Annotated in this window: 17 protein-coding genes and 1 pseudogene; all 18 read right to left on the reverse strand. The window is 45.8% G+C overall.

Going from position 1 to position 23,899, the window contains the following annotated elements:
* Window positions 1–37 precede the first annotated feature (37 nt).
* Window positions 38–1,546 carry an LPXTG cell wall anchor domain-containing protein gene (locus ACTQYZ_RS00205; RefSeq protein WP_441415788.1) on the reverse strand — a complete coding sequence of 503 codons (1,509 nt, stop codon included), beginning with the start codon at window positions 1,544–1,546 and terminating at the stop codon, window positions 38–40.
* 538 nt (window positions 1,547–2,084) lie between these two features.
* Window positions 2,085–3,299 (reverse strand): annotated as a pseudogene (locus ACTQYZ_RS00210) (VirD4-like conjugal transfer protein, CD1115 family); the annotation flags it as partial.
* Window positions 3,286–3,489 carry a hypothetical protein gene (locus ACTQYZ_RS00215; protein WP_003525217.1) on the reverse strand — a complete coding sequence of 68 codons (204 nt, stop codon included), beginning with the start codon at window positions 3,487–3,489 and terminating at the stop codon, window positions 3,286–3,288. The pseudogene ACTQYZ_RS00210 and the gene ACTQYZ_RS00215, both read right to left, overlap by 14 nt.
* A 9-nt stretch (window positions 3,490–3,498) precedes the next feature.
* Complete coding sequence (locus ACTQYZ_RS00220) at window positions 3,499–4,383, reverse strand: LtrC-like protein (RefSeq protein ID WP_441415789.1); 885 nt, start codon at window positions 4,381–4,383, stop codon at window positions 3,499–3,501.
* A gap of 5 nt (window positions 4,384–4,388) precedes the next feature.
* Entirely contained in the window at window positions 4,389–5,183 is a 795-nt protein-coding gene (locus tag ACTQYZ_RS00225) for a PcfB family protein (protein ID WP_441415790.1), read from the reverse strand.
* A complete protein-coding gene (locus tag ACTQYZ_RS00230; protein ID WP_441415791.1) occupies window positions 5,167–6,537 on the reverse strand; it encodes a relaxase/mobilization nuclease domain-containing protein in 1,371 nt (456 codons plus the stop codon). Before ACTQYZ_RS00230 ends, ACTQYZ_RS00225 begins: the two co-directional genes overlap by 17 nt.
* Window positions 6,528–6,836, reverse strand: a complete 309-nt coding sequence (locus ACTQYZ_RS00235) for a MobC family plasmid mobilization relaxosome protein (protein ID WP_261291988.1) — start codon at window positions 6,834–6,836, stop codon at window positions 6,528–6,530. The genes ACTQYZ_RS00230 and ACTQYZ_RS00235 overlap by 10 nt, the downstream gene beginning before the upstream one ends.
* A 13-nt stretch (window positions 6,837–6,849) precedes the next feature.
* Complete coding sequence (locus tag ACTQYZ_RS00240; RefSeq protein ID WP_074017777.1) at window positions 6,850–6,993, reverse strand: DUF3789 domain-containing protein; 144 nt, start codon at window positions 6,991–6,993, stop codon at window positions 6,850–6,852.
* Window positions 6,994–7,127: 134 nt separating this feature from the next.
* Window positions 7,128–8,045, reverse strand: coding sequence for a DUF3846 domain-containing protein (locus ACTQYZ_RS00245; RefSeq protein WP_441415792.1), 918 nt, complete (start codon window positions 8,043–8,045; stop codon window positions 7,128–7,130).
* Complete coding sequence (locus ACTQYZ_RS00250; protein ID WP_441415793.1) at window positions 8,042–8,995, reverse strand: DUF3991 domain-containing protein; 954 nt, start codon at window positions 8,993–8,995, stop codon at window positions 8,042–8,044. The genes ACTQYZ_RS00245 and ACTQYZ_RS00250 overlap by 4 nt, the downstream gene beginning before the upstream one ends.
* A 16-nt stretch (window positions 8,996–9,011) precedes the next feature.
* Window positions 9,012–9,392 carry a hypothetical protein gene (locus ACTQYZ_RS00255; RefSeq protein WP_441415794.1) on the reverse strand — a complete coding sequence of 127 codons (381 nt, stop codon included), beginning with the start codon at window positions 9,390–9,392 and terminating at the stop codon, window positions 9,012–9,014.
* 1 nt (window position 9,393) lies between these two features.
* Complete coding sequence (locus ACTQYZ_RS00260; protein ID WP_441415795.1) at window positions 9,394–17,058, reverse strand: N-6 DNA methylase; 7,665 nt, start codon at window positions 17,056–17,058, stop codon at window positions 9,394–9,396.
* 15 nt (window positions 17,059–17,073) lie between these two features.
* A complete protein-coding gene (locus tag ACTQYZ_RS00265) occupies window positions 17,074–17,757 on the reverse strand; it encodes a hypothetical protein (protein WP_441415796.1) in 684 nt (227 codons plus the stop codon).
* A gap of 5 nt (window positions 17,758–17,762) precedes the next feature.
* Window positions 17,763–18,071, reverse strand: coding sequence for a hypothetical protein (locus ACTQYZ_RS00270; protein WP_441415797.1), 309 nt, complete (start codon window positions 18,069–18,071; stop codon window positions 17,763–17,765).
* A 226-nt stretch (window positions 18,072–18,297) separates the two neighbouring features.
* A complete protein-coding gene (locus ACTQYZ_RS00275; RefSeq protein WP_014635905.1) occupies window positions 18,298–18,531 on the reverse strand; it encodes a hypothetical protein in 234 nt (77 codons plus the stop codon).
* 13 nt (window positions 18,532–18,544) lie between these two features.
* A complete protein-coding gene (locus ACTQYZ_RS00280) occupies window positions 18,545–19,138 on the reverse strand; it encodes a hypothetical protein (protein WP_135660704.1) in 594 nt (197 codons plus the stop codon).
* Between the two features lie 9 nt (window positions 19,139–19,147).
* Complete coding sequence (locus tag ACTQYZ_RS00285) at window positions 19,148–19,441, reverse strand: hypothetical protein (protein WP_003525240.1); 294 nt, start codon at window positions 19,439–19,441, stop codon at window positions 19,148–19,150.
* Window positions 19,442–19,589: 148 nt separating this feature from the next.
* Entirely contained in the window at window positions 19,590–23,840 is a 4,251-nt protein-coding gene (locus ACTQYZ_RS00290) for a SpaA isopeptide-forming pilin-related protein (protein ID WP_441415798.1), read from the reverse strand.
* Between the last annotated feature and the right edge of the window lie 59 nt (window positions 23,841–23,899).

Genomic DNA, 23,899 nt, shown 5'->3' on the forward strand with positions numbered 1-23,899 from the left:
TTTGCGAATGTGCGCCGCACACGCAGCTTATGCCATGTTATCTTACTCTTTTTCTTTTGCTGTAAACCGTTGTTCCGATTACGCCCGCTCCGCTTACAACCAGCAGAGCTACCCACAGAAGCATATTGCTGTTATCTCCGGTCTGCGGACTTGTAACACCTGTGTCAGGATTGGTCTCTGTCGGTCTTGTTGGGTCTGGCGGTGTTGTCGGGTCTGGCGGTGTTGTCGGGTCGGTCGGAACCACTTCTTCTTTCCATGCTGCTGTATAAGTAATGCTCTTAGTTACTGTTTCATTTACATCCGGATTCCAACCATCAAAAATGTATCCATCTCTTGTGGGAGTACCACCATCAAACACAGGAGTGACATCGTCGGCAAGAACAATGGTTGTCTGATCTTTGAAGATTTCAACATTGTCCACACCATCTGTATATGTTACAGAATAACCTTTTTCCTTGTATTCACTTGTATAGCCACAATAATCACAAACTTTTTTGACGACTCTGATATAGTAATCATCGTCTGTCTTTTCCCAATCACTAATGGTTATCGTGTAAGCATCATCCTTGTAACCATCTGTATAACTATCGTTTGCCGTGTCTATTTCATGGGCAATCATGTTCCCATTTTCCCAAACCTTAATACCATCTATGGATACAACTGTACGGCCGGAATTGCCATTTCCATACTTTGTGTTGAATTCGAAGAGCCTTGAGCATGTGATGTCCTTCTGTTCCTTAGGGTATTCTTTGTTCAAGTTATCCGGAGTAACGCCGTTCACCGTATTGTTTCCGGAAATATTGATGATATATTTGTAATCGCCCATATTGCTGTCGTTTATGTTCATGACAGCCTTATCTTTTTTTTCTTCTGGCGTGTTGCTGTTAACTACGCAATCATTATAATTAACAGTAATGTCATACTTTCCTGCACTGAAGTCTGTATAAACATTGATTGCTTTTCCGGAAACATTAAACGTACAGTGGTCAAATGTCATCGTCGGTGAGGAATAGGTCCAGATAGCATAATCCCCCTCCGGAGCATTGAAAGTAGTGTTCTTGAATTTTGCCGAAGTATAGCCCCAGTAGAAGGTCTTGCCGTTTATTACACAATTTTCTGCAACTGTGTTATCTGCACGGATGAATCCCAGATAATCAGCTGTACCAGACTGCAGAGTCATGTTTTTAAATGTAATTGTGCCGGAACCGTCAAAGCTGTAATCTCCGTTGTATTCTGTGCCGAATTTATCAGGGTCAGGTATTGTTGCTCCAATTCCCCATTCAGTTTTATCAGCACCCTGTCCTACAAAGGTGAGGTTTTTCTCCTTTGTATCTGCATTTTTGCCATAAAGTGTGTATTTCCCTTCCCCTAATACAATGGTATCACCACTTACAGCATGGTTTACTGCATCCTCCAATGTCTCATATCCTGTTTCCCCAATCCATGCTACTGAAGTACCTTCTGCAAAAGCAACTGTGGGTAATAAAGCCAGAATCATAACACTGCACAAGAGTATGCTTATTATTTTACTTTTCTTTGCTTTCATAATCAATTCCTCCTTTAGTTCTTTCCAGCTATTTGCCGGAGATTTATACCGTGTAGAAAGTTCTGCCTGCTCTCCCGCACGGCAAGGAGAGCTTCTGCCATTCGTTCCTGCGTCGGTGAACGGCGAACCGAGCATGCTTCTCCACTCAGTTAGCCCATCACCTTCTCTTTTGAACGCAAAAACGCACCGCCCTATCAGCAAAATGCCAATAGAGCAGTACGCACATATTGCGTATATTCTCGAAAAAAGGGCAGACTATGACCGCTTGCTTGCTAATGATTGTCGCAAATGCAGTCATAATTGTCAACTCCTTTTCTATAAAATTAGTTTATACTCTAAACCTTGCCACCTGAAAATGGGCGCAGTGGTAGTGAGTATATATATACATGAATATTATACACAGAAAATGCCCGAATTTCAAGTCTTATTGCGAAAATTTCAGAATTGGTTCAAAAAATGGGGTCAACGATACATTTTGAATTATTACATCCTTCCTTTGCACTCCAATACAACATCGTCATCTTTATAACTGTGTTTCATTCGCAAATTCGTCCATCAGGAAATGCACGGGAACGGGAAGCGAGCCTCCGTGAATATGGTCGGCAGCATAAAACAACTGCTGAAAAAGCTGTGTGTAAAGGATAGATACCAAGAAGTTAAAGCTGGAATCGTTGTCCGGTATCAAAGCGAACAGAGCGACCTTTTTCTCTCCGAGTGATGGGAGGTCAAGCTCGTCTGTGGTGGTTAAAGAAGCAAGACTTTCAAGGTTGAACTTTTCCAGTCTTGCCGCAAGGGTTATCTGTATGGACTTTAAGGTTTTCGCCGCACCCGAATGATAGGAACGGTAATACTTCAAAGCGATGTGGTCGGGATTTGACATTTCCAATTCCGCAAACAGTTCGTCAAGGGGAGAAGGTCTTGTGTCCTCCTCGTCCTCAATCGCACCGGCTCTGAGCATTTCCATTACCATTGCAAAGTTCTGTTCATCTTCGGGTGCTTCGTAATGAAGATAAAATACAAGTGCAAGCAGAAGCATTGAAGCTGAGGTGTCCCAAAAGGGGTCTTGTGCCTGACTGCCTTTCGGAGTGGTACTCTTAAAAAGGTTCGTCACGAGCTTTTGCACATCGTTGTCGTTCTGCAAATAGACAAACGGGTTATAGCAATGGCTTTTCTCCATTGAAATCAAATCGAGAACACGGACTTCATAGCCTTTGCTTTCAAGCAGCTTTCCGGTGTCTCTCAGTATTTCGCCCTTTGGGTCAAGAATGACAAATGATGTGTTGCACTGCATAAGATTCGGCTTACAGTAAAACCTTGTCTTACCGGCTCCCGAACCGCCGCACACAAGTGTGTTTAAGTTTCTTCGGTGCTTCTTCGCATTGAGTCCGATACAGACATTTTGCGTCATCAGCTTATTTGCAGAAGCCGGAGACTGTCTGTATTTTTTGTTTACGGCTCTTGCGTTGCCCCATTTTGCAGAGCCGTGCTCTTCACGCCTTCGGTAATTCTTCTGTGTTGAGAAGTAAATCCCGATACCCATTGCATAGCAGAGAAGCAAAACGAGGACAGTTTTTAGGCTGTCCTCGCATAGCTCAATATGGAATGGGTTGTTGAACGCTGTTAATAGGCTCGGCAGTATTTCCGGCAATCCTCCTTTTACAGAGGGTGCAATCAGAAGTGCCAGCCATACGACCGGGATAATACCGATGACGGAAAGAATAATCGCAGACTGCCTTTCGTTATCTCGATTCACAGGAGCGTTCCTTTTCGATAACTCTAAACTTTTTCTTTGGGGCAGTTCCGACCTTGATGATAAGGTCGTCCACCGCATCGGTAGATTTGCCCTCGTTCATCAAATCTGTTTTCTCGTCGTTGAGAGAACGGATAATAATGCCGTGTTCATAATCGTCCAATGCGATATGATACATTTCTTCCTTCGCCATAGTCTCACCTTATCTTTCGTAGTCTTTGCTTCGTTCCTGCTTCTTCTTGTAAAGCTCATCGGAAACACGGGAGTGAATATCCGCCATCGCATTTCTCGTTTTGGAAAGCTCATAGCGAATATCCTTCGGCTCTTTGCCGGCGAGCTTCTCAGGGATACGGTTGATTGCAAAATTCTGTGTATCGACGCCGTACTTCTTGCAAAGCATATAGCCGATACAAACCGCCTGAAAGCCCATATCCGCTCTGCTGTAACTGTCGCTGTTGATGGAGAGCTGTGCGTGGCCAAGTTCCTGTGCTACGCACTGAGCGACCGCTACGCTGTCTCCCACATCACGCTTAACATACAAGGTCTGTTCCTCGTTGTTATAAAACGCCGCCATATTGGGATACGGAAGCTCATTTGTTGCTTCCACTTCAACCGGAGAAGAATCCAGCATAACGGTAATGAGTGCTTTCGGGTCACGATTGACAGTCGGTGCAGGCGGTCTCTTGCCGTTGGTCTGAGAAACATCAAAGACCTTTTTCACATTGTAGGAAATACCGGTTGTACCGTCTTTCTTTGCATACTCGACAGGTTCAAGAATGGAAATGCTTTTCGCACCTTTCTGAATTTTCACATTGTCCTTGCTCCAGTCATCAAAGTTTTTGAGCTGGCTTGCTTCGGGAAGCTGCTTAAAAATCAGAAGTGCATTGACCGCAGAGTATCGGTCAAGACGGCTCTGCGTATCAAGGAAGGCTTTGAACTTTTCCGGGTCGGAAACAATCGCCTTTGCGGTGTCGTCCGCCATCTGATATACGGCTTCCTTTTCAGCCTTCATCTTCTCGGCATATTCCTCTTTGGAAAGTCTGTTTCTCTGCTGTCCTGCCTTAGCAGGGGTAAAATTGTTTGTCATTGTGATTACCTCTCTTTCACATTTTTGCTTTTGGGTTTCGGCTGCTGGTGTACGGTCTGTGCCGGGGCGTTCTTGACCTCCGGCTTTGTTACCTCCGGCTCTTTGCGTTCTGCTTCTTTCTGCTGCTTGGACTGAGCCTTATATCGGTCAAGCTTTGCTTTTACCGACGGCTTTCTCTGTCTGTCGCTTACAGTACCCTTATCAGTTTGCATATCTACCGGCTCGGAGTCGTGCCTTGACGGAGGGTTTTTGTCCGTTTTGGCGACTGTGGGGTTTGACTGGGAATACCCCTCTTTCTGAATAGGTTTTCTGACGGCTTCCTCAGTGATGATTTCGTTTTTGGTTTTCGTCGGCTTGTCTTTTTCCAAAGCTTCACGCTTTTCGACAGCCTTCTGAGACTCGGTGACAATCGCAGCCTTATCAACTTTACCGAGTTCAAATCTCTCAACGATTCTCTGAATTTTGGAAGCGTCCTCTGCACGGGCAATAATATCAATCGGTACATTATCGCCCTTTGTGTTTTTATCCCTGAGTACGCAGTATAGAACACCGTAGCGTTTTGCCTGCTCGGTAAACTTCTTCAAGTCCTTGTTGGGGATAGAAAACACCTTCAGCTCCTTGCCCGACTTAATCATATTGGTAAGTCGAGCCTTGCCTTTTGTTTTCTGTTCCTGTTTGAGAACAGAGACTAATAGAACGGCAATATTCTTTGCTGCCGCTCCGCTCAATTTTGCGGCTACTTCAAAGCCCTCAAGCGATAGCCTGACGACCTGTTCTGCCGCATCACCTCCGTTTGTCATTACGGTTCTGCTCCTTTCTTTCTTGTTTTTCTTCGTAAACTCTAACCGTCTCAAGGTTAGCTTCAATGACCTTTGACCTTTCGGCTATGTCATCACAAAGACCGACCTCTTTGCGGAGAGTCCACAGTTTGCTCGTGATTGCCGCAATCTGCTCTTTGACATTTGATAGCTCATCGTCACTCAAATTTCTTCTTAACTGTTTTCGCAGGTGCGTTCTATCGTTAGTCAGGGATTTGATTTGCGACAACACGGACTCTTTATATGAGAAAAGCTGCTCGTCGGTAGAAATGTTCTCCCGTCCAAGCAGCCTTGTCTCTTGAGTAATTTTGTCAAGCTTCAGCAAATCTTCTTTCAAAAGATAGTGAAGCCTTGCGGTATTCTGTTTTTTGTACTTCGGCAAATAACCGAGCTTATAGCAGTAATGCAGATACAGCCCATACAGTCCGCCGACCTCTTTGATTTTGTGTTCTCTTGTGGGCAGTCGGTACTGTCTGACTTTTACCGTTTCCTTTGCAAAAGGAACGATAAGAACCTTTTGATTTTCCATAAGCCTACGCTTGATTGCGTCCTCGGTATATTTTTCTCCGAGTGATTTAAGTCGTATCGGCTTCTTGTATCCTTTCGGAACAATCGTCCAATACTTTCGACTGTCGCTGAGACAATGCTCATAGCCCATCTGAGTCAGGATATAATCAAAGGTCTTTAAGTTGGTGCTGTGTGCAATCGCTTCATCAATGGCGTCACGGGTAATGGAATATCGGCTCGGCATACCGGCTTGCTCCTGTTTGTAGTAATAAGAGGATTGCTTACTGCGGTTTGGGTTCGGATTGTAATACAGTCCGTACTTCTCACAGAGACGGTCGGCAACCAAGCGGAACTTGAACCACGCTTTTTCATCGCCCCATAACCGCTTGCCATCCACAAAGGAAACGGAGTTGATTACATAGTGGCAGTGCAGGTGCTTCGTATTCAGATGAGTAGTAACCACCACCTGAAATCTTTTGCCCCACACTTCGTTTGCAAATTCCATTCCGATTTTCTGTGCAAGCTCCGGGGAAATATCCTGTTCCTTAAAGCTCAGGTATCCGTGATAGGCTTGAATGCCATCGTCTTTTCCGTATGCTTTTTTCACAGATATAAACTGGTCTCTTGCAGTAGCCGGATTGCAGTTGATACCCTCAACGAAAAACTCACGCTCGGTTTTTTCTTCGTCCTTTGCATAGCTGAGAACATCACGGAGAGCCTGATACTGTTCCTCGGTGTAAATATCTGCCGCCGTCTTTTCGGGATTGGCTGCATAGTCGATTACCTGACCGAGCCTTGATGTGACAGACCACAATTTACTTACTGCCATTTCATATCGCTCTTATCGGGTCTTAAAAAAGTACGCTCCACATCAGCCTGAAACTTATGCCAACGCTCGGCTTCCTTTTTAAGCTGCGGTGCATCCACAAATCCGAGGGTGTTTGCTTTCGCCGCAAGCTGATTGATGTTGTTGCCGATAGCAGAAAGCTCACGCATAACATCGTAAAATCTTTCGTCGGGCTTTTCTCTCGGCTCGTATCCTTTGAGAAGCAAACGGATAAGACCGCCTTCGGAAAGACACGCCCGTTTTGCTTTTTTCTGCAAATCCTGAGCTTCTGCCTTGTTCATCAGAATGTGCTTTTCAATGTTTCTCTTGCTCATTTTTATCGCTGTCCTTTCTGTAAATATAGTGCCTGTCCCGATTTATCTGAAACAGGCACATTGTTGTTACTCCGAAAAAGCCGCCGATAATTAACCCGGCGGCAACCAATACTATCTCCCGCATTGCTTATGCTCCTTTCTTACTTGGGGGTATTAGGGGCAACCCCTAACGAGTGTACCGTTTTGGACATTCCTGTCCATAAATGGTCTGCTCGCTAAGATTATGCAGACACTCAGGGTTGCCCCATAGATTGACTCTTATCTCTCCATATCCTTTGAGACAGGCTTATACGGCTTTGCTTCAATACCGTCCAAAGACTTGTAAAACCTCTCCGGATATTTGAATTTTTCCTCGTACTTACGAGCCAGTTCTTTCGGCATACTGAGAAACTTTTCCGACTCAATCGGTGCGTAAGCAATGAAGAACTTGCCGGCAATAATGTCGAGCATTTCACGGTTGCTGTCATCTTTCACATAACATTTTTCAATCTTCCAACCGTCCTTGCCGCCGTGTTCATCAGCCATATACGCTTCCAGTCGCACACATTTATCCGAACCGTCAAGGGAAGAAGCATAGATAGAATATCCGCCCATCCCCTCAATGAAAGCCTTATTGTTACTGCTGACAACATAGGTTCTTTGTTCCTCTGTGTAAGGCTTGTCAAAGCTGTCAGCCGTAAAAACAATATATCCGGTCGTGTGGTTTCTTTCTTTTTCTGCCTGCCGGAAATGAGCTTTCAACTGCGGATAACTCATCTCAACATTTTCAGGCTCGGAATAAACAGCCCTGTTCAACGGCAAACCGTTCATCTTTCCTTCCTCGTTGCAGATGATGGCAACCTCGTCCTCAAAGGGCATATATTCTTCAATATCTCCCTCCACAAGAGACTGCATTGCTTCCAGCGTATCCTCAATCTCAATGAGTTTCGGATACCTGCCCGGCTCAACAAGAATGACGGAAATCTTCTCCGGTGCTTCGACCTTTTCAAAGGTGTCCTCGTGAATATTCAAAGCGAGAGAGCTGCCGTTTTCCCATTTCATATGAATCTGTCCGGCGTCGTCAACGAACTTGACCGTTCCTTTTAACCCATAGGGCATTTGACTTTCGCCAGCCATTTCAGTGAGTACAATCTGCGTACCCTCCGGGTACATTTCTCTGATTTCTTTTAGTTTCATCGTGCAAAACTCCTTTCGGTTTTATCTTTTATTCCCAAGCGTTTACAAAGAAAGTCGTTGACATCTTTCCCGTATTTGGGAGGGTCGTCAAAGACTTCATACTTATCTGAAAGAATCGTCTGCAACGCTTTGGTCGCTTTTCTTCCGGCAATATCATTGTCCAAATGAAGAACAATTCGCCTGATTGTTTTGTCCTTTTCAAGCAGCCTGCCGAGTGTAACAGGCACTTTCGAGTCCTCAATTTTCTGCTTTGGGGAGTACACTCCCGCAAGAGAAACAAGGTTAAACTGTCGCCAGTCTTTGCCCTCCAGCTTCATCAAAGTTGCGTAGGAAAGCAGGTCAATGGCACACTCAAAAAGATGAACCTCTCCGGTGTTTTCGGCAGTCAGGCGGAAAGAATATTGCTTTTTACTGCCGGTGCAGTCGCCCATAATCCTTGATTGATTTGTTGCTCTGTATGCGGCGTATTTGGGTTCTTTGTTTTCGTCATAACCGATAAAAACAGCATTGTGATATGGGAGCGACTCAATGATTAGCTCCTGTTCCAAGCAGTAGTTGATGATTTCAAAATCAAGCCCACGCCCGAAAAGGTAATCAAATACCACATCGGCAGTGGGGCTTTTTTCAGGCAGAAGCAAAGGCTGTTCCTCATAGCTTTTGATATTATCGCAAGTCGGAAAGCTGACTGAACCGTTTCCCATAATGGTCTGAACCGCCCCGACAAAATCCATTCCACGGACTTTGATAAGGTAATCGAGGGCGGATTTGCCCCCGATACCTCTCGACCACCACATCCATTTTCCGTTGGAAATCTTCAAGCTGTCGTGGGTTCTTGTGGTGTAGGTGTTGCTTGAAAACTTAACAAGCTCGCCCGGTTCATACTCTCTGAGATAGGTTAATAAGTCCATTCGTTTGGCTTCGGTTATGACTTCCGGTGCAATATACGGCATAGGTATCACCGCCGTTCTACATCAGCAAATCGGCAACCGCTTTCTGTATTGGTTCGTTGATACTGAGCTTTGCAATGATAATAAGTATCTTATCAACAGGGCAGCCGATGTCATTCCAAACAGTCCAAGCACCTCCCGCAAGGTCGTCGTTTTCATACAAAGCAATGATTTCTTCCGGCGAAAACACCGTTTCAATGCTCTGTCGAACCAACTCTCCGTAGAAAGAAAGCTTTGCATTTCTAAGGGCAAATTCTGCTTCCTTTGCGGGCGGTTTGCTTCTTTTCAATTCGAGATATGCTTTATCAAGTCTCCTGACCACAACCATCATCATTGCGTCAAAAGGGTTAATGATTGCTTTTCTGCAAGGGCAGTTTTCTCTTTCCTTATCGGGTGTCATTTTATCGTTCATAGGTTTTCTCCTTTCGTGTGTTCGGCACTTCGCCCTCATCGGGTTCGCCGCCGACAATTTCGTTATCTCGCTTATCCATATTGAGCAAGATATTCAGCTCGTCCAATCGGGCAAGCTTTGTCTTGAGTTCTTCCTCTTGGATAAACGGTTTTTGGACTTCTTTCTTTGCGGTTTCCAACTGATTTTTGGTGTTCTCAAGGTCGTTTTCCGCAAGCGATAAGCTCTCGGCAAATCTATCAATACCGTTATCGAGACGGATAATATTGCCGTGTGCGTCATCGCCGAGAGGAACATTTCTGCTTGTCGCACCTTTCAGTCGAACCTCATAATTGCGCTCTGCGGTATTAAAAAGCAGCTCCGTTTCAAACCCTCGGTACTTGCCGAGAGGAATAGGGTCGGGGCTGTTCATCTGCTTGCAGGCATTAATGATTGCTTTACCGGCGTCGGCTTTTTCGGAATAAAAAACACCCTTAACCTCCATACCGACAAAGCGGTCGTCCGTTGGTTTCGGGTGCTGTTTCGCAGTATCTACATCTTGCTTCAAGCCTTCAATGCGGTTTTCCAAAGCTGTAATTCGCTGCGGATAATATTTGATTATCTTATCTTCCAAAGCGTATTTTTCAGATAGAAAGTTGGATTTTAAGAGCTTCAGCTTTTGAACTTGAATGTCCAAATCCATCTTCTCCTTAATATACGGGTTGCCGGTGGCAAGCATTTTAATCTCTGCATAGGACAGAGCGGTTTCATCAATATCCTCGGCAGAACGCACCGGGGATTTGCTCGTCATAATCTGACTGGCGAACTTTTGCTTTCCCTCTACAAGCTGATAAAGATATGCGTCAAAGGTCTGCTCCGTTACATAGCGGTAAATATCTACATCGGGGTTTGAGTTACCCTGACGGATAATTCTACCGGAACGCTGCTCCAAGTCTGACGGTCTCCACGGGCAATCCACATCGTGAAGTGCGATAAGTCTGTCCTGAACATTCGTGCCGGCTCCCATCTTCTGCGTAGAACCGAGAAGCACTCTGACCTCGCCCTTACGGGTCTTTTGGAACAGTTCTTTTTTCTTCACATCGGTATCTGCTTCGTGGATAAAGCGGACTTCACTTTCGGGGACACCACGCTCAATGAGCTTCATTCTGATGTCGTTATACACCGAGAATGTGCCGTCATTCTTTGGGGTTGAGAGGTCACAGAACACAAGCTGTGCCGATTTTTTATCGGCTGTTTCCTCCCAAATACGGTAGATGTTATCGACGCAGGCGTTGATTTTACTGCCCTCAAAATCAGGCAGCATATCGTTAAGCATACGCTGGTCAAGAGCTAACTTTCTGCCGTCGTTTGTGATTTTTAGCATATTATCTACACTCGAATCCACACCGCCGCCACGAACTTTCTCGGCTCGTTCCGCAAGGGAAGCAACCATTTCTTTCTGCATTTCCGACGGCTTGACCGCAACATTATGGAAGTGCGCTTCCGGCACAGGCAGCTCCAGCATATCCGCCGTCTTAATATCGGCGACCTCCTTAAACATCGCCATAAGCTCCGGAAGGTTATAGAATTTTGCAAAGCGTGTTTTCGCTCTGTATCCCGTTCCCTCCGGGGTAAGCTCAACGGCAGTTACAGTCTCTCCAAAGGTACTTGCCCACGAGTCGAAGTGCTGTAAATTGTTTTTTACAAGCGTGTTGTACTGCAAGTATCGCTGAATGGTATAGAGTTCCACCATACTGTTTGAGATAGGAGTACCGGTTGCAAACACCGTTCCTCGACCGCCTGTAAGCTCGTCAAGGTATCGGCACTTCATAAAAAGGTCGGAGGATTTCTGTGCTTCCGTCTGAGCGATACCGCCCACATTACGCATTTTGGTGTAAAGATAGAGGTTCTTGTAATAATGACTCTCGTCAATAAAGAGCCTGTCCACGCCAAGTTCTTCAAAGGTAACAACATCGTCCTTGCGGCTTTGGTCGTTGAGCTTTTCCAGCTTTTGCTTCACGGACTTTTTAGACTTTTCAAGCTGTTTAATGGAGAAATTTTCTCCACGGTTTCGCTTCAAATCCATAATACCGTCTGTCAGTTCTTCAAGCTGCTGCTCAAGAATTGCCCTCTGTCTTTCAATGGACATCGGTATTTTTTCAAACTGAGAATGACCGATGATTACTGCGTCATAATCTCCCGTAGCAATACGACCGCAGAACTTTTTACGGTTCTTCGTCTCAAAATCTCGCTTTGTCGCTACGAGAATATTCGCCGCCGGATAGAGCTGTAAGAACTCAGCCGCCCATTGTTCGGTCAAGTGATTCGGGACTACGAACAGCGACTTATTGCAAAGTCCAAGTCGTTTGGACTCCATAGCAGCCGCCACCATTTCAAAGGTTTTACCCGCACCGACTGCGTGTGCCAACAGCGTATTTCCGCCGTACAGAATGTGTGCAACCGCATTTTTCTGATGTTCACGAAGTTTGATTTCCGGGTTCATACCGTTGAAAACAATGTGGCTTCCGTCATACTCACGGGGTCTTATGCTGTTGAACTTTTCGTTATACATCTTCGTGAGTTTTTCTCGGCGGGTAGGGTCAGCCCATATCCAGTCCTGAAAGCCCTGCTTTATAAGTTCCTGCTTTGCCTGTGCGATTGCCGTCTCTTTTTTATTGAGAACGGCTTTCTTTTTGCCTTCGTCATCTTCGATATAGTCAAAGATACGGACATCTTTCAGGTTCAGCGTTTCCTCAATTATCTTATAGGCATTGATACGGGAAGTACCGTATGTGCTGTACGCCTTTACATTGGAACGGTCATAGCTCTTTCCCTCAATGTTCCATTCTCCGGTAAACTGAGAGTAGTGAACCTTGATATTCCACTGTGCATAGCGTGGGGTGTCGAGAAACTCAAACATAAACTGCTGGAATACTTCGGGAGGTATCCAAGTCGCACCGAGCCTTACGGAAATCTCGCTTGCCGTCAAATCCTTTGGCTGCACCTTTTCAAGTGCCTGCACATTGACGGTATAATCTTCGGGATACAGTGCCGCAGACTTTTTGGCGGTTGCCAGCTTCTCACGAACATTACCCGACAGATATTCGTCTGCCATAAGGTGCTTCGGCTCATAAGAATTGCCGTACTCATAAAGGGGATTTAAGAAGATTACACCCTTTAGGTCAGCGAATAATTCCTCCTCACTTTTGCCGGACAACTCCATCATATATTCCATATCAATGGCTGCTTTTTCGCCCATAGAGACAGCGAGAGCTTCGTCTGCGGTGTCAACCTCCGTTACCGGCTTGTGCGGTTTAATCGTCCTTTTGAAGAACATATCCGCCTTGCGTTCCAGTTCGCCATCTTCGTTGATGACCTCAAGAGCAGACAACAGAGCATAGGAGCTGTCATCTGAAAAGGCAGAAGTATTGGCACGGCTGTTAATCAGTCCGTACTTCTTTGTAAAACTGTCATACAGAGTGTTCAGCTTATCCTGTGCCTGTTTGATTTCGCTGTCGGGATAATCCTCGGTTTGCAGTTCAATCAGGTTGCGGACGCAATCTCTTATCCCAATCATACCCTTAATACGGTTCTCGGCGGTTGCCGATACCTCCACCGGGGACATACGGGAGTTCTCTCGGAAATAGATTTTATCGTCCAAAACCGTGTATGAGAAGTTCCTTACCGTAGGGTCTGCCGGAATAGAATTATCTTCTTCCTCCAGCTCGTCGGCAACTTCGTATTCGGAGATTTCTCCGTGAATGTTTGAGACTGCTTCGTTCAAAAGCTCCGAAAGGTCGGCATTTTCAAACGGCTCACAGGTTGCTTCCGGTCCGAAGCGACCGCTTACCATTTTCATTTCGCCGAGTATCATTTCCGGGTGCTGAACAAAATATGAGTTCATCCTTATACCGTTTTCGTCGGTGTCAAGATGAACCCAATCCGGCTCAATATCTATGAGCCTGTCTCGCTTTTGCAAGAACAGAATATCGGATACAACCTCTGTTCCGGCATTGCCTTTGAAGGTGTCATTCGGAAGTCTGATTGCTCCGAGAAGCTCCGCCCTCTGTGCGATATATTTACGCACATTGGAGTTTTCCTTGTCCATAGTTCCTTTGCTTGTCACAAGAGCCATCACGCCGCCGGGACGTAATTTATCAAGCGATTTTGCAAAGAAATAATCGTGGATTAAGAAGTTGTACTTGTCGTATCGTTTGTCGGAGACTTTGAAATCTCCGAAAGGCACATTGCCGATAACACCGTCAAAGAAGCTGTCGGGGACATTTACTTCCTCAAAGCCCTGTGCCGCAATGGAAGATTTCTGATAAAGCTGCTGAGCGATACCGGCTGAAATGGTATCAAGCTCCACGCCGTAAACCTTTGCGTTTTCCATTGACTTAGGCAGCATACCGATGAAGTTACCGATACCGCAGGACGGCTCAAGCAGGTTGCCCTCCTGAAATCCCATCTGTTCCAATACCTTGTAAATGGCGGTAGATACTTCGAGCGGAGTGTAAAATGCAGTCAAGGTGCTTTCTCTTGCCGACGCATATTCCTCCGGCGTCAGGATATTTTTCAGCATTGCATACTCGGTATGCCAAGCTCCTGCTCGTTCGTCAAAGGCTTCGGGAATACCGCCCCAACCGACATATCTCGACAAGATTTTCTGCTCATCGGGTGTCGCAAAACGGTTTTCGCTTTGACAGTCTTTCAAGACCCTAATCGCCGCATAGTTTCTGTGAAAACGCTCTTTCTTGTTCACTTCTTCAACCTGATTATTAGCAAGGTCAAAGTTGTGTCGCTCGGACATCGGAATATCCGGGTGGGGGTCAAAGCTCTTTACCTTTGACTTTTTCTTTTGCTCCCAAGCGGGTACAATCGGTTCAGGCACTTTGTCGTAACCGTTGCCGATACGAACACCCTCGTTATACATTTCCTCATAGCTGTCAAAACCGTTTTGAGCTGCAACGATTTCTCTGTAATCCTCAATCGGTACATTTCCGATATTCGTTGCCACCATATCAGCTCTTTCAGCGTTTTCAATGAGTGCTTCCATTGTGGCAGAGGTACAGTCGGTCAAATCCGGTGTCCTGTGAAACTCTCGCTCTGCGTCCTCAAACCATTCCGTACCTACATCAGCAAGCTCCTGATTTGCAATACTGCCGAGGTAATCAAAGAAATCCTCAGCCGAGTCATACTCCTGTGCGGCTTGCTGTATTTCGTCGAAAGAAAGCGTATTTATAATATACTGTCCTCCTGCATTGCTGTCGGGGTTATAGTACATCCAAGTTACACTTTCATTCTCCCGGTTGATAAAGAAGGCGTCGTCATAACCGGTTTTCGGACTGAAATCCTGTACGGTTTCGGTATCATTTTGAGCTTCATTTTCGCCTGTAACGGTTTTTTCTTCCGCCGGTAATGCACTGACCTTCAAGTGGTCGTTCATTGGATTTTCACGCACTTTGCGGTCAAATTCTTCCCTTGAAAACTCCTTGTTGAAAAGGGGCATATCGAAGTCATAGAGCATTACACGGTTTTCATCAAAGGACAAAATCTCATACTGCGAAGCCCCGATATACACGCTGTCACCGAGATGGTATTCACACTTTACTTCCGTTTCGTCCTCTTTGTTTTCAGGCTCAGGCGGTGCGGTAGAGAGTATCTCACGGTTTTTTCTCTGCTCTGCAAGCTCGGCTCGCCTTTCTTCCTGCTTTTCAAGCCATTCCGGGTACTTTTCTTTTTCCTTTGGGTTTAAGTATCTGTCCATACGGATAAGGTCTCCGATACGCTTTTCTACCTGAGACCAAGAAAGCGTAATGTGCGGCTTGTCGCTTCCGATACCTTTTGAAATTGTGATACCTTTTCCGTCGTGCTGTTCGTCAATGCCTGCACCGATGATGACAGGATAAGAGCCGCCCCAACCATATTCATTCTTCAAGAAGTCGGCGTTCTCTTTGGCGGAAAGGCTCTTTTCAAACTGCTCATAGATACGCATTTTGCCCTCGGAAACTCCGCTTCCACGGGTCAGTACAGCGTCTATGACTTCCTGAGAAAAAGTAAAGGCAGAGGTTTTTTGTTCCTCTGCCTGATTGCCCATTATGAGAGTCAACTGACCGTCCATAGACGGAAGCGGCTTCATTGTATCGGTCAATTCTCCCAAAAGTCTCATTGCTTCAAAATGCTGTGCGATAACGCCCCAGTCATAGAAGCTCTGAGCTGTTCTGTTTTCGTATTCGCCCTCCCACAAGTGGAGGACATTCTGAAATGTTTTATACCCCACAAGCCTGCCGTCGCTTAAAGTAAGCTGGGTGTAATCGTTGTTGAAAATACCCTTGATATATTCGGTACGGGTCGCATTATCCGTATTTCTCTCATTGAAGTCTTTGATTTCTTCCTTTGAAGCGGACAAATGCGGGGTAGTACCGAGTATTTCTCGGATAGTATCGTCACCACCGAAAAACGGCAGGCTCTTGTCCTCGTGGTTTCTGTCGTAATACTCTAAGCGAATATTACCTGATTCTTCACGATTTCCTGTGCCGAGTTCCTGATGTTGTTCATCAGGCGAACCCATTTCATCATATCTTCCGCTTTCATCTGCTCCGTCAGCCCGGCTTTCTCTGCCATCTGCTTCACGAGAGTTTCCTCCAGTTCGCTCGCTCTCTGCTGAACCTCCGCCAAGTGACTGTTCAGAATCCCTTTCGTCAGAAGATTGTAGTACAGGATTTTGTGATGTTCCCTCAGATAAGTTCTCCTCATCTGCGACCATCTGCCGAGAGTCACTTCCGTCTGCTCCGGCAGTTTCAGGTTCGGAAGATTGTAGTCTCCCACCATCGTGTATGTGATTTCGCTCATCGCTTTGACTCCTTTCGTCTTTGATGTCTTTATTGTATTCGGATTGCTCCTGTTCATCAATTATGCGATTTTCCTTGCTGAGCGTACTGATTGTTCTGCTGACAGGGAGCAACGCCATTTCAGCAATGTCACTTGTAGCAATACCCACCGCATTGAGAACTTCCTGTGAATTGAAGTTTGAAATACCGGCAAAGTCATCGGGAGAATACACCTTGTCTGCGTCCAGTCCCAATCGTGCCATAACCATATATGACACGCTGTTTCTGACAAGCTCCAAATACAAGGCATTTGCTTCGTCAGCAGACAAATACTCCATATCGCTTCCTGCACCCAAGCTCATAAAGTCGGTGATATAGTCTGCGATATTATCCTCGACGGCATTGGCAATGCTCTCTTTAACGACATTTTCAATACTCGTTGTATCGTTTACCGCCCCGAAAGTATTTTCAAGCGTTTCAATAACCTCTGCTTCAAATTCGGGTCTCATCTCCCAAATCGGCACAGGTCGGGAATATCGGCTTTCGTGGGTGTCCGATATATCAAAGTAGTGAATCAGCCTTTGACGGCTTCTGTCTGCGTCCTCAAATACGGCAATACCTTTTGCCCCTCGGTTTACCCAACGACCGAAAGTGCCGTTCCATCGTTCGATTTCAAGCACGGCTGTCGCGTCGGGTCTTTGGGCATATATGAGAAGCTGTTCATCAAATCGGAGCCTGAAATTTCTGCCTGCTGTTTTCAGAAACGATTGCCAGTTTACCGGATTATCCGTAACTGCAAAACAGGTTCTTTCATACAGCTCCGAAATCAGGTCAAATTTTCTTGCCACCTCGTCTGCACCTCCTTATCGTGATTTTTCTTTGTCCTTTGCAGGTTTTGTATTTTCTTTTGCGGCTGGTTCTACGGTATGATCGTTTCTCTCGCAAAGCTTGGCAAATTCGCAGATGTGGTAGAGATTAGTGCCGACCTCCAAATGGTAGTCGTCGATATATCTGCAAGTCCTCTCCATTGTTTTACCGTCGCTGAGCTTGATTGAAATTTTCTCTCCGTCCGCAATGCGAAACTGCTCCTGATAGTGCGGGTCAATAAATCGGATACCACGCTCGGTATTTTTCAAGTGGCTGTTCAGCCACTCTTTCTGATAGCAATAGCAGTACAGATTGTATTCGCCCCTGTTGGGGTTAAACCTCATAAGATAGCTGTACTTTTCCGTATCAAGACGAATACCGTAGTGGTTGCGGTCATCATTAAAGGAGCTGTCGGGAGTGGAATAGCAGTAAGAGGACATAGACTTTCTGCCGGACAAAACATCGCCGTCACGCAATCCGTTTATCACATCGTCAAATTCAGCCTTAAATTCATCGGTTTTCAGGTCTTTTCTGAAATCGTTCCAAGTCGTCCAAAACTCGTTCCCGGTAGAACCGAAGTCGGCTCTCAAATATCCGATAAGACCGGTCTGCATAGAGAGCTGCTGACTTTGGCTGAAGGTGTATTTACGCTCTGCTTCGGTCAATACTCTGTAATCCATTTTCATCACCTCGCTTGTTCGTTTGGTTGTCTTTGCTTTGGAATAGAAAAACCATATACGCCGGCAATATCATCGCCGAGTCTTTTGGTAACTCGTGTGATGTCGGCTCTTGTGGCTTTCCCGTTGTAGATTTTAACTTGCAGATTTTCAATCTGCGTATCGGTAACACCGTCTTTGAATACACGGTAAAGATAATGGTTTGTACCGTCGTGATGAACAGCGTCGGCTCGAAGGTCTCCGTATTTGTCAACATACCATTCTGTGTAGTCGGTGTCAGAATAAAGGCAGTCCTTAATGTTGCCTGAATCAATCATCTTGTATCCCGACACTCTGCCGTTCCATCGGCCGAGGTCGCCGATTACGATAATCGGCTGTGAAAGCTGAATGTTGAGATTTGCTCGTTCATCATAAAGATTTTCGGCATTGGATTTTACCATAATGTCGTAAAGCTCATCATCGGAATATCCGGGATACAGTTCCTCCAAAGACTCTCGCCAATCATCAAGGTCAAGGCTAATGTCGCTCCAAATGATATGGCGGTCATTCTGTTCCTGACTGCTCATCAGTGCCACCTCCCAAATAAGAGAACAGCTTATTGGCTTTGGTCTGCTTCTGAAGCTCGATAATCAGGCTCATATCCGGAATAGTGATACCCGGAATTTTCAAAATGCTCTCCATATCAAGCTGCTGCAATTTCTTTTCGGTATTGCAGCCTGCGTCAAACAGTTTCGTCAGAAGCTTTGTTTTCTGTTGAAAAGTGAATTTTTCCTTCATTGCTTTGTCCTCCTTATCGTTCTTTGTCTTTGTTTCGCTTCTTGTGTAAAAGCTCCTGTGCCTTTTCCTTTGCCCATTCAGGCAGACACTCAGGCTTTACCTCGCCCATAACGTCCATTCTTTCGTATCGGGTGGATTTGCCGGTGTGAAGATTGGTACAAAACACAGCACTTCCACGGCTGTTTGCCGACGCACCGAAACCTCCCGTAACATAGTAGAGCTGTCTGTCGGCTCTCTGAAATTCGGGCTTTAATACCTTGGGGTCAATAGCTATAATTTTGCCGTTGATGTCTTTAGAATAGTGGTCGGGGATACAATCGGCTTCCGTTATGAGTGTGATTGGAATATCCAGCTTTTCGACCTGTTCCTTGAAAAGCTCCGCTTCATTCGCCACACGGCTACCGAAAAGGTGTACGATTTCGATATAGTCATCGCTTACCATACATTCCGAACACAGTTCAAACAGGTCGTTTCGCTCTGCAAAGCCGCACATATATTTATCGCCGTTTGTGCTTTGCTCATTGGAAGCCAAGATTACTTCCTTTTCGCCCACATTGACCGAGCAAAGAACAGTGTATTCACCGATTTTTCTTTTTTCCTCGTTCATATCCACACCTCAGCTTACTTCAATCACAATTCTGATGTTTCCGCAGTCGCAGCCACTGCACTGCCTTGACAGTTCGGGAAACAGGGATTGCACTCTCTGTCTTGCTCTGCGGATAGTCTCAAAGCACGGCAAGCCGTAGCCTTTATAGTTGTTGACTATATCCTCAAGCGGTAAATCTCCGACTCTCATATAGCTGTATCGGTTGTAATAGCAAAGGATAAGCTGCATATCGTCATACCTCGTTTCGGGGCATTCTCTGAGTATTGCAAGCACCTTGCTGTCAACCGTCTTTTGCTTATTCATAATGCACCTCCGTAAAAGAACGGTGGGCGAAGTTTTCACTCCGCCCACTTTGGTGTTCCTTATTTCTTTCTGTTCTTAATCTGCAAGAAGATAAAGCCGCCGATAATAAAGGCGACTAATACAACTGCTACGATTGTTTTAGCGTCCATTACTCATTGTCCTCCTTCTTCTTTTTTCTGTACGCAACAACGGCTGTGCCGACAATACCGAGGGCAGAAAGTCCCGCAAGTGCCGTCCACAAGCCCACATTGCTGTTATCTCCGGTCTTTGGTGTGTCTCTCAGCTCATTGTGCATTTCCACAACGGTAGTAGAGCCGACCTTTACTGTTGCAATCTTATCCGCAGGAAGCACATAGGAAGCAGAAACACTATCCTGAACCTCGGAAACGGTGTAATCGCCGATACGAAGTCCCTCAATAACGATTTCGCCGTTCTTATCGGTCGTGAAGCTTCGGTCGTATCCGTTTACTCCCGTAACTCTGAAAGTGAAGCCTTCAACCTTACCGTCTGAGGAAGTCTTAACGATTTTCAGGTTTCCTTTCATAGCCGTGTTAATAAAGCCGACGCCGGCTTTGTTTTCTACCTCGTAGGTGGTTTCATCTTTTTCAATGAAAACAGAGTACACACCCTTATCAAGTTCAAAGCCTTCCGGTGCTTTGGTTTCTCTTACAAGGTATTTTCCGTAAAGAAGCTCCTTCATCTCGTAAATACCCGTAGAAGTTTCGTTGAGTGTACCGATAAGCTCGTCGCCGTCGTCCAGTTTGCCATCGCCGTTTACATCTTTGTAAACCTCAAAGGTCGCTCCTGTCAGCTTGTTGTCCGGGTAATCTTCATCGACCTTAGTCAACTTGATATTGCCGTGAACATACTCATTGACGATTTCGACCTCAATGACCTGAGCGACCTCGGAGATTTTAACTTCATAAGAAGTTTCATCAAGCACGAAGCCCTCCGGCTGCTCGATTTCTCTTACAAGCCAGTTGCCATACGGTACTTTCTCAAAAGAAAAGCTACCGTCTTTTTGGGAGGTAGCAGTCATCAAAGCATTTTCTTTTGTAAATTCGGTTTCATCAGCCTTAAACAGACCGATTACAGCACCTCCCAGTGCTTCGCCGTTTTCGGTAATCTTCTTACCGGAAACAGAACCGTAAATGAGCTTGTTTTCAATCGGCTTGCCGTCATTGACTGCAATCTCAACAGTTTCGGTATCCTGTCCCGCATAGCTGAAAGTAAACGGATACTTGCTGTCGGAAAGGATATAATGCTCATCGGTGGCAAGCTCCTTAACATAGTAGCTTCCGAAAGGAATTTCGGTTTTGATAACAGCCTTACCGTTTTCGGAAAGAGAGATAATCTCAATCAGACCGTCTGCCGGGATAGAAGTACCGCTTGCAGAAACAAGTTCTTCGGCGGCAAAAAGTCCAAAGCTGATATTCTTCATTTCATCGCCGTTACCGATGTTGAAGATGTCGTTCTTTTCAATAGTCTTTTCAAGACTTACCGTTACTTTCTGCCTGTCATTTACAAAACTTGTGGCGGTTTCGGTTACAGACACTTCCTGACCGGCATAAGTCAGCTCAACCTCGTGAGCTTCTTTGTTGATAACCATACCCTCCGGTGCGGTAATTTCAACCACCGTATATTTTCCGAGATAAAGCTCCTTACTCTTGGCAAGTCCGTTTTCATCTGTGGTAACAGTATCTACGACCTCGCCCTTTGCATAACGGAGTGTACCGTCGGGAGTGATAATATCTTCTGCTGCGGTAATCTCATATACCGCACCTGCAAGACCTTTCACTTCATAGACAGGCTGATAAATCACATCGGCATTTTCCTCTCCGGAGATATTTACCCCTGAGAATACCTCGCCGGTCTTTTCAATGCTGACAGTACCTTTCTGAGCCATATTAGGCTTATCGACCTTAATCACGGTAATACCACCCTCATTGGAAGAATGTTCCTCTGCCACATCAAAGTACACCGGTGTGCTGTCAAGCACATATCCGTAAGGAGCCTGAACCTCAACAAGAGAATATCCCTTGCCGTATTCCAGTTTCTCCGGTGTAACAAGCTGTCCGTTTGCATCGGTGTAGAAAGTATCAATCGTTGTCGGAGTAGGATAAGTGAAGGTCATTGTTACCTGATTACCGTCAGGGTCAAAGATTTTGAAGCCTGCACCGGCATACGGAATGTTTTTACCGCTTTCTGCGTCCACCTTAACCACCTTGATATAGCTTTCAAAGTTTGCGTTGTTGATGAGATAGCGGTAGGTCTGTCCGTTCTGAGAAATGAACACATCGAAGTCCTTCATCAGCTCACGACCTTCCCAGCCTGCGGTCTGATGAACGGTATATACGCCGTAAGGCATATCCTTTGTCTGACCAAAACCGTTTTCATCACAAACAATCACATCTCTTTCATCTTCTTCTGCTGAATTAAAGCTGCCGGAAGATTTCAGATAGATTTCAAAGTTTGCTCCGTTTTCCGGTGTTTCAATCTTTGTTTCGCCGTCATCGGTGTGCTTGATAATGGCGATATTGCCTTTCATAACCTGTTCGGTAACATCATTTGCGGTCTGATTGTGTTCCACCGTATAAAGCTGCGGTTCAGCACCGACCTTATGGATTGTACCGTCGAGCAGATAACCCTCGGACGGCGTGATTTCACGGATTGTCCAGTCATTATCACAGATATATTCCTTTGTGGTAAACTGCCCGTTCTTATCCGTAACATATTTGTCCACAAGGGTTTCGCCCTTATAAATGCCGTAAACTGCTCCGGCAAGGGTAGCGTCGCCCTGCGGTGTGCCTTCCTCTCGGTCGCTCTTTGTTACGGTTACGCTGAACTTTTTGAGAATGTTCGTGAAGTTTCTTGTGGTTGCTTCTTTCCAGTTAATCGGTGCGGTCTGATTTGCAGGCACAACATAACGGATTGCGGTATCCACTTCCTCAATGGTGTATGGGGTAGTGCCGCTTATAAGCACATCATCGAAAGAAGCAACACCGTTCTTATCTGTCACTGCATATTCATCTACGGCAATACCCGCAAGCGAAGTTCCGTAAAGGTGGAAAGTTACACCCTCGACCAGATTATCCTCCGAAGATTTGATAACCTGAAGATTACCTCTCTTGAGAACATTATTGAAGTTGACCTTTGCCACCTGACCGGCAACAACAGTAACTCTGTGAACCTCCTGCGGTACATATTTGTCGATAGACTGTTCTGTTACCGTGTAAACACCGGGCATAAGGTTATCAAGCTGGAATTTACCGCCGTTTGCAGTCGTAACAGTCTGATTGACACCGTTACCGCTGATGGTAAACTGAATACCGTCAACCTTTCCGTCCTCACTTGTCTTTACAATCTGACAAGAGCCGTAGCTTACCTTCATTTTGACAAAGCCGCTGACAGGGTCGCTGACCTCCTGAGCATAAGTGACCACATCCTGAATGCCGTTGCCATTCTGATGGATACCGTCAGACCATACGACAACACCTCTGCGGACACCGTTCTTTTTTGCGGCTGTGATGGTAAATTCCTTGCTCGGAGCTTTCTCCATCGAAACAGTCAATTTGTTTCCGCTGACAGAGAACGAAACGCCGTCAATATTTGCCGAGAAATTGTAATTGCCAAGCACACCGTTTGTATCGGTGAGAGTTGCAACATACTTGCTTCCGTTCCATTCAAGCTCGTTCACCTTGGCAGAACCGCTTGACCTTGTGCAGAAGCTCGGAACTTTCGTATGGTTCTGAACGCTTGTTACCATACTGTTGTAGTACGACAAGATTTTGCTGCGGAGAGGGTGTGCTGAGCTTACACATTCAAGCACGGCATTGTACCCTCCGGTAGAAACGTGATTGAAGCTTGCGTCTCTTTCTCCGACAATCGTTTCCCAAATCAAAATCTGAGTGGCATAAGCGTGTGCGATACAGTTTGCGTCGCTTTCATTCTGCGACTTCCAGCTTGTCGAAATACCTCCACGGTAGCCGTACTGCAAGATACGACCGATAAGCAGGCGAATATCATCGCCGGAAATCGTACCGTTCGGACTGATGTTGTTGAAGAAGTTCTCGTCCTTTTCGGTGAGAGTATCTCCTGTCCGCTGACCTGTACCCGGCTCGATACAGTAGGCGATATTGCCCGAATACGAACCCATTGCACGAAGTCCCGTATATTTCGTGGACAAGCCTTTCCAACCGTTCATATAGTTGAGATTGCCGTGTCCCCATTCGCCGTTGTTATTGGTATCTCCGCTTCGGGGATAATCGACGAGGTACACATCGGCTTTTTCGCCTACGGCTGCAAAGGCTGTCGTTGCCCCAATGCCCATAAAAGCAGTAAGGCTCATAACCGCCGCCAACATAAGCGAGACGGCTTTCTTGAATTTTGTTTTAACCATTGCGTTTTCCTCCTTGAAATGCAAAAACGCACCGATTTTACTCAGTGCGTCCGCTTAAA

Origin of the sequence: Anaerofustis sp. LCP19S3_F7, assembly GCF_052119445.1 — a bacterium.
In the GTDB taxonomy this organism is placed as follows: domain Bacteria; phylum Bacillota; class Clostridia; order Eubacteriales; family Anaerofustaceae; genus Anaerofustis; species Anaerofustis butyriciformans.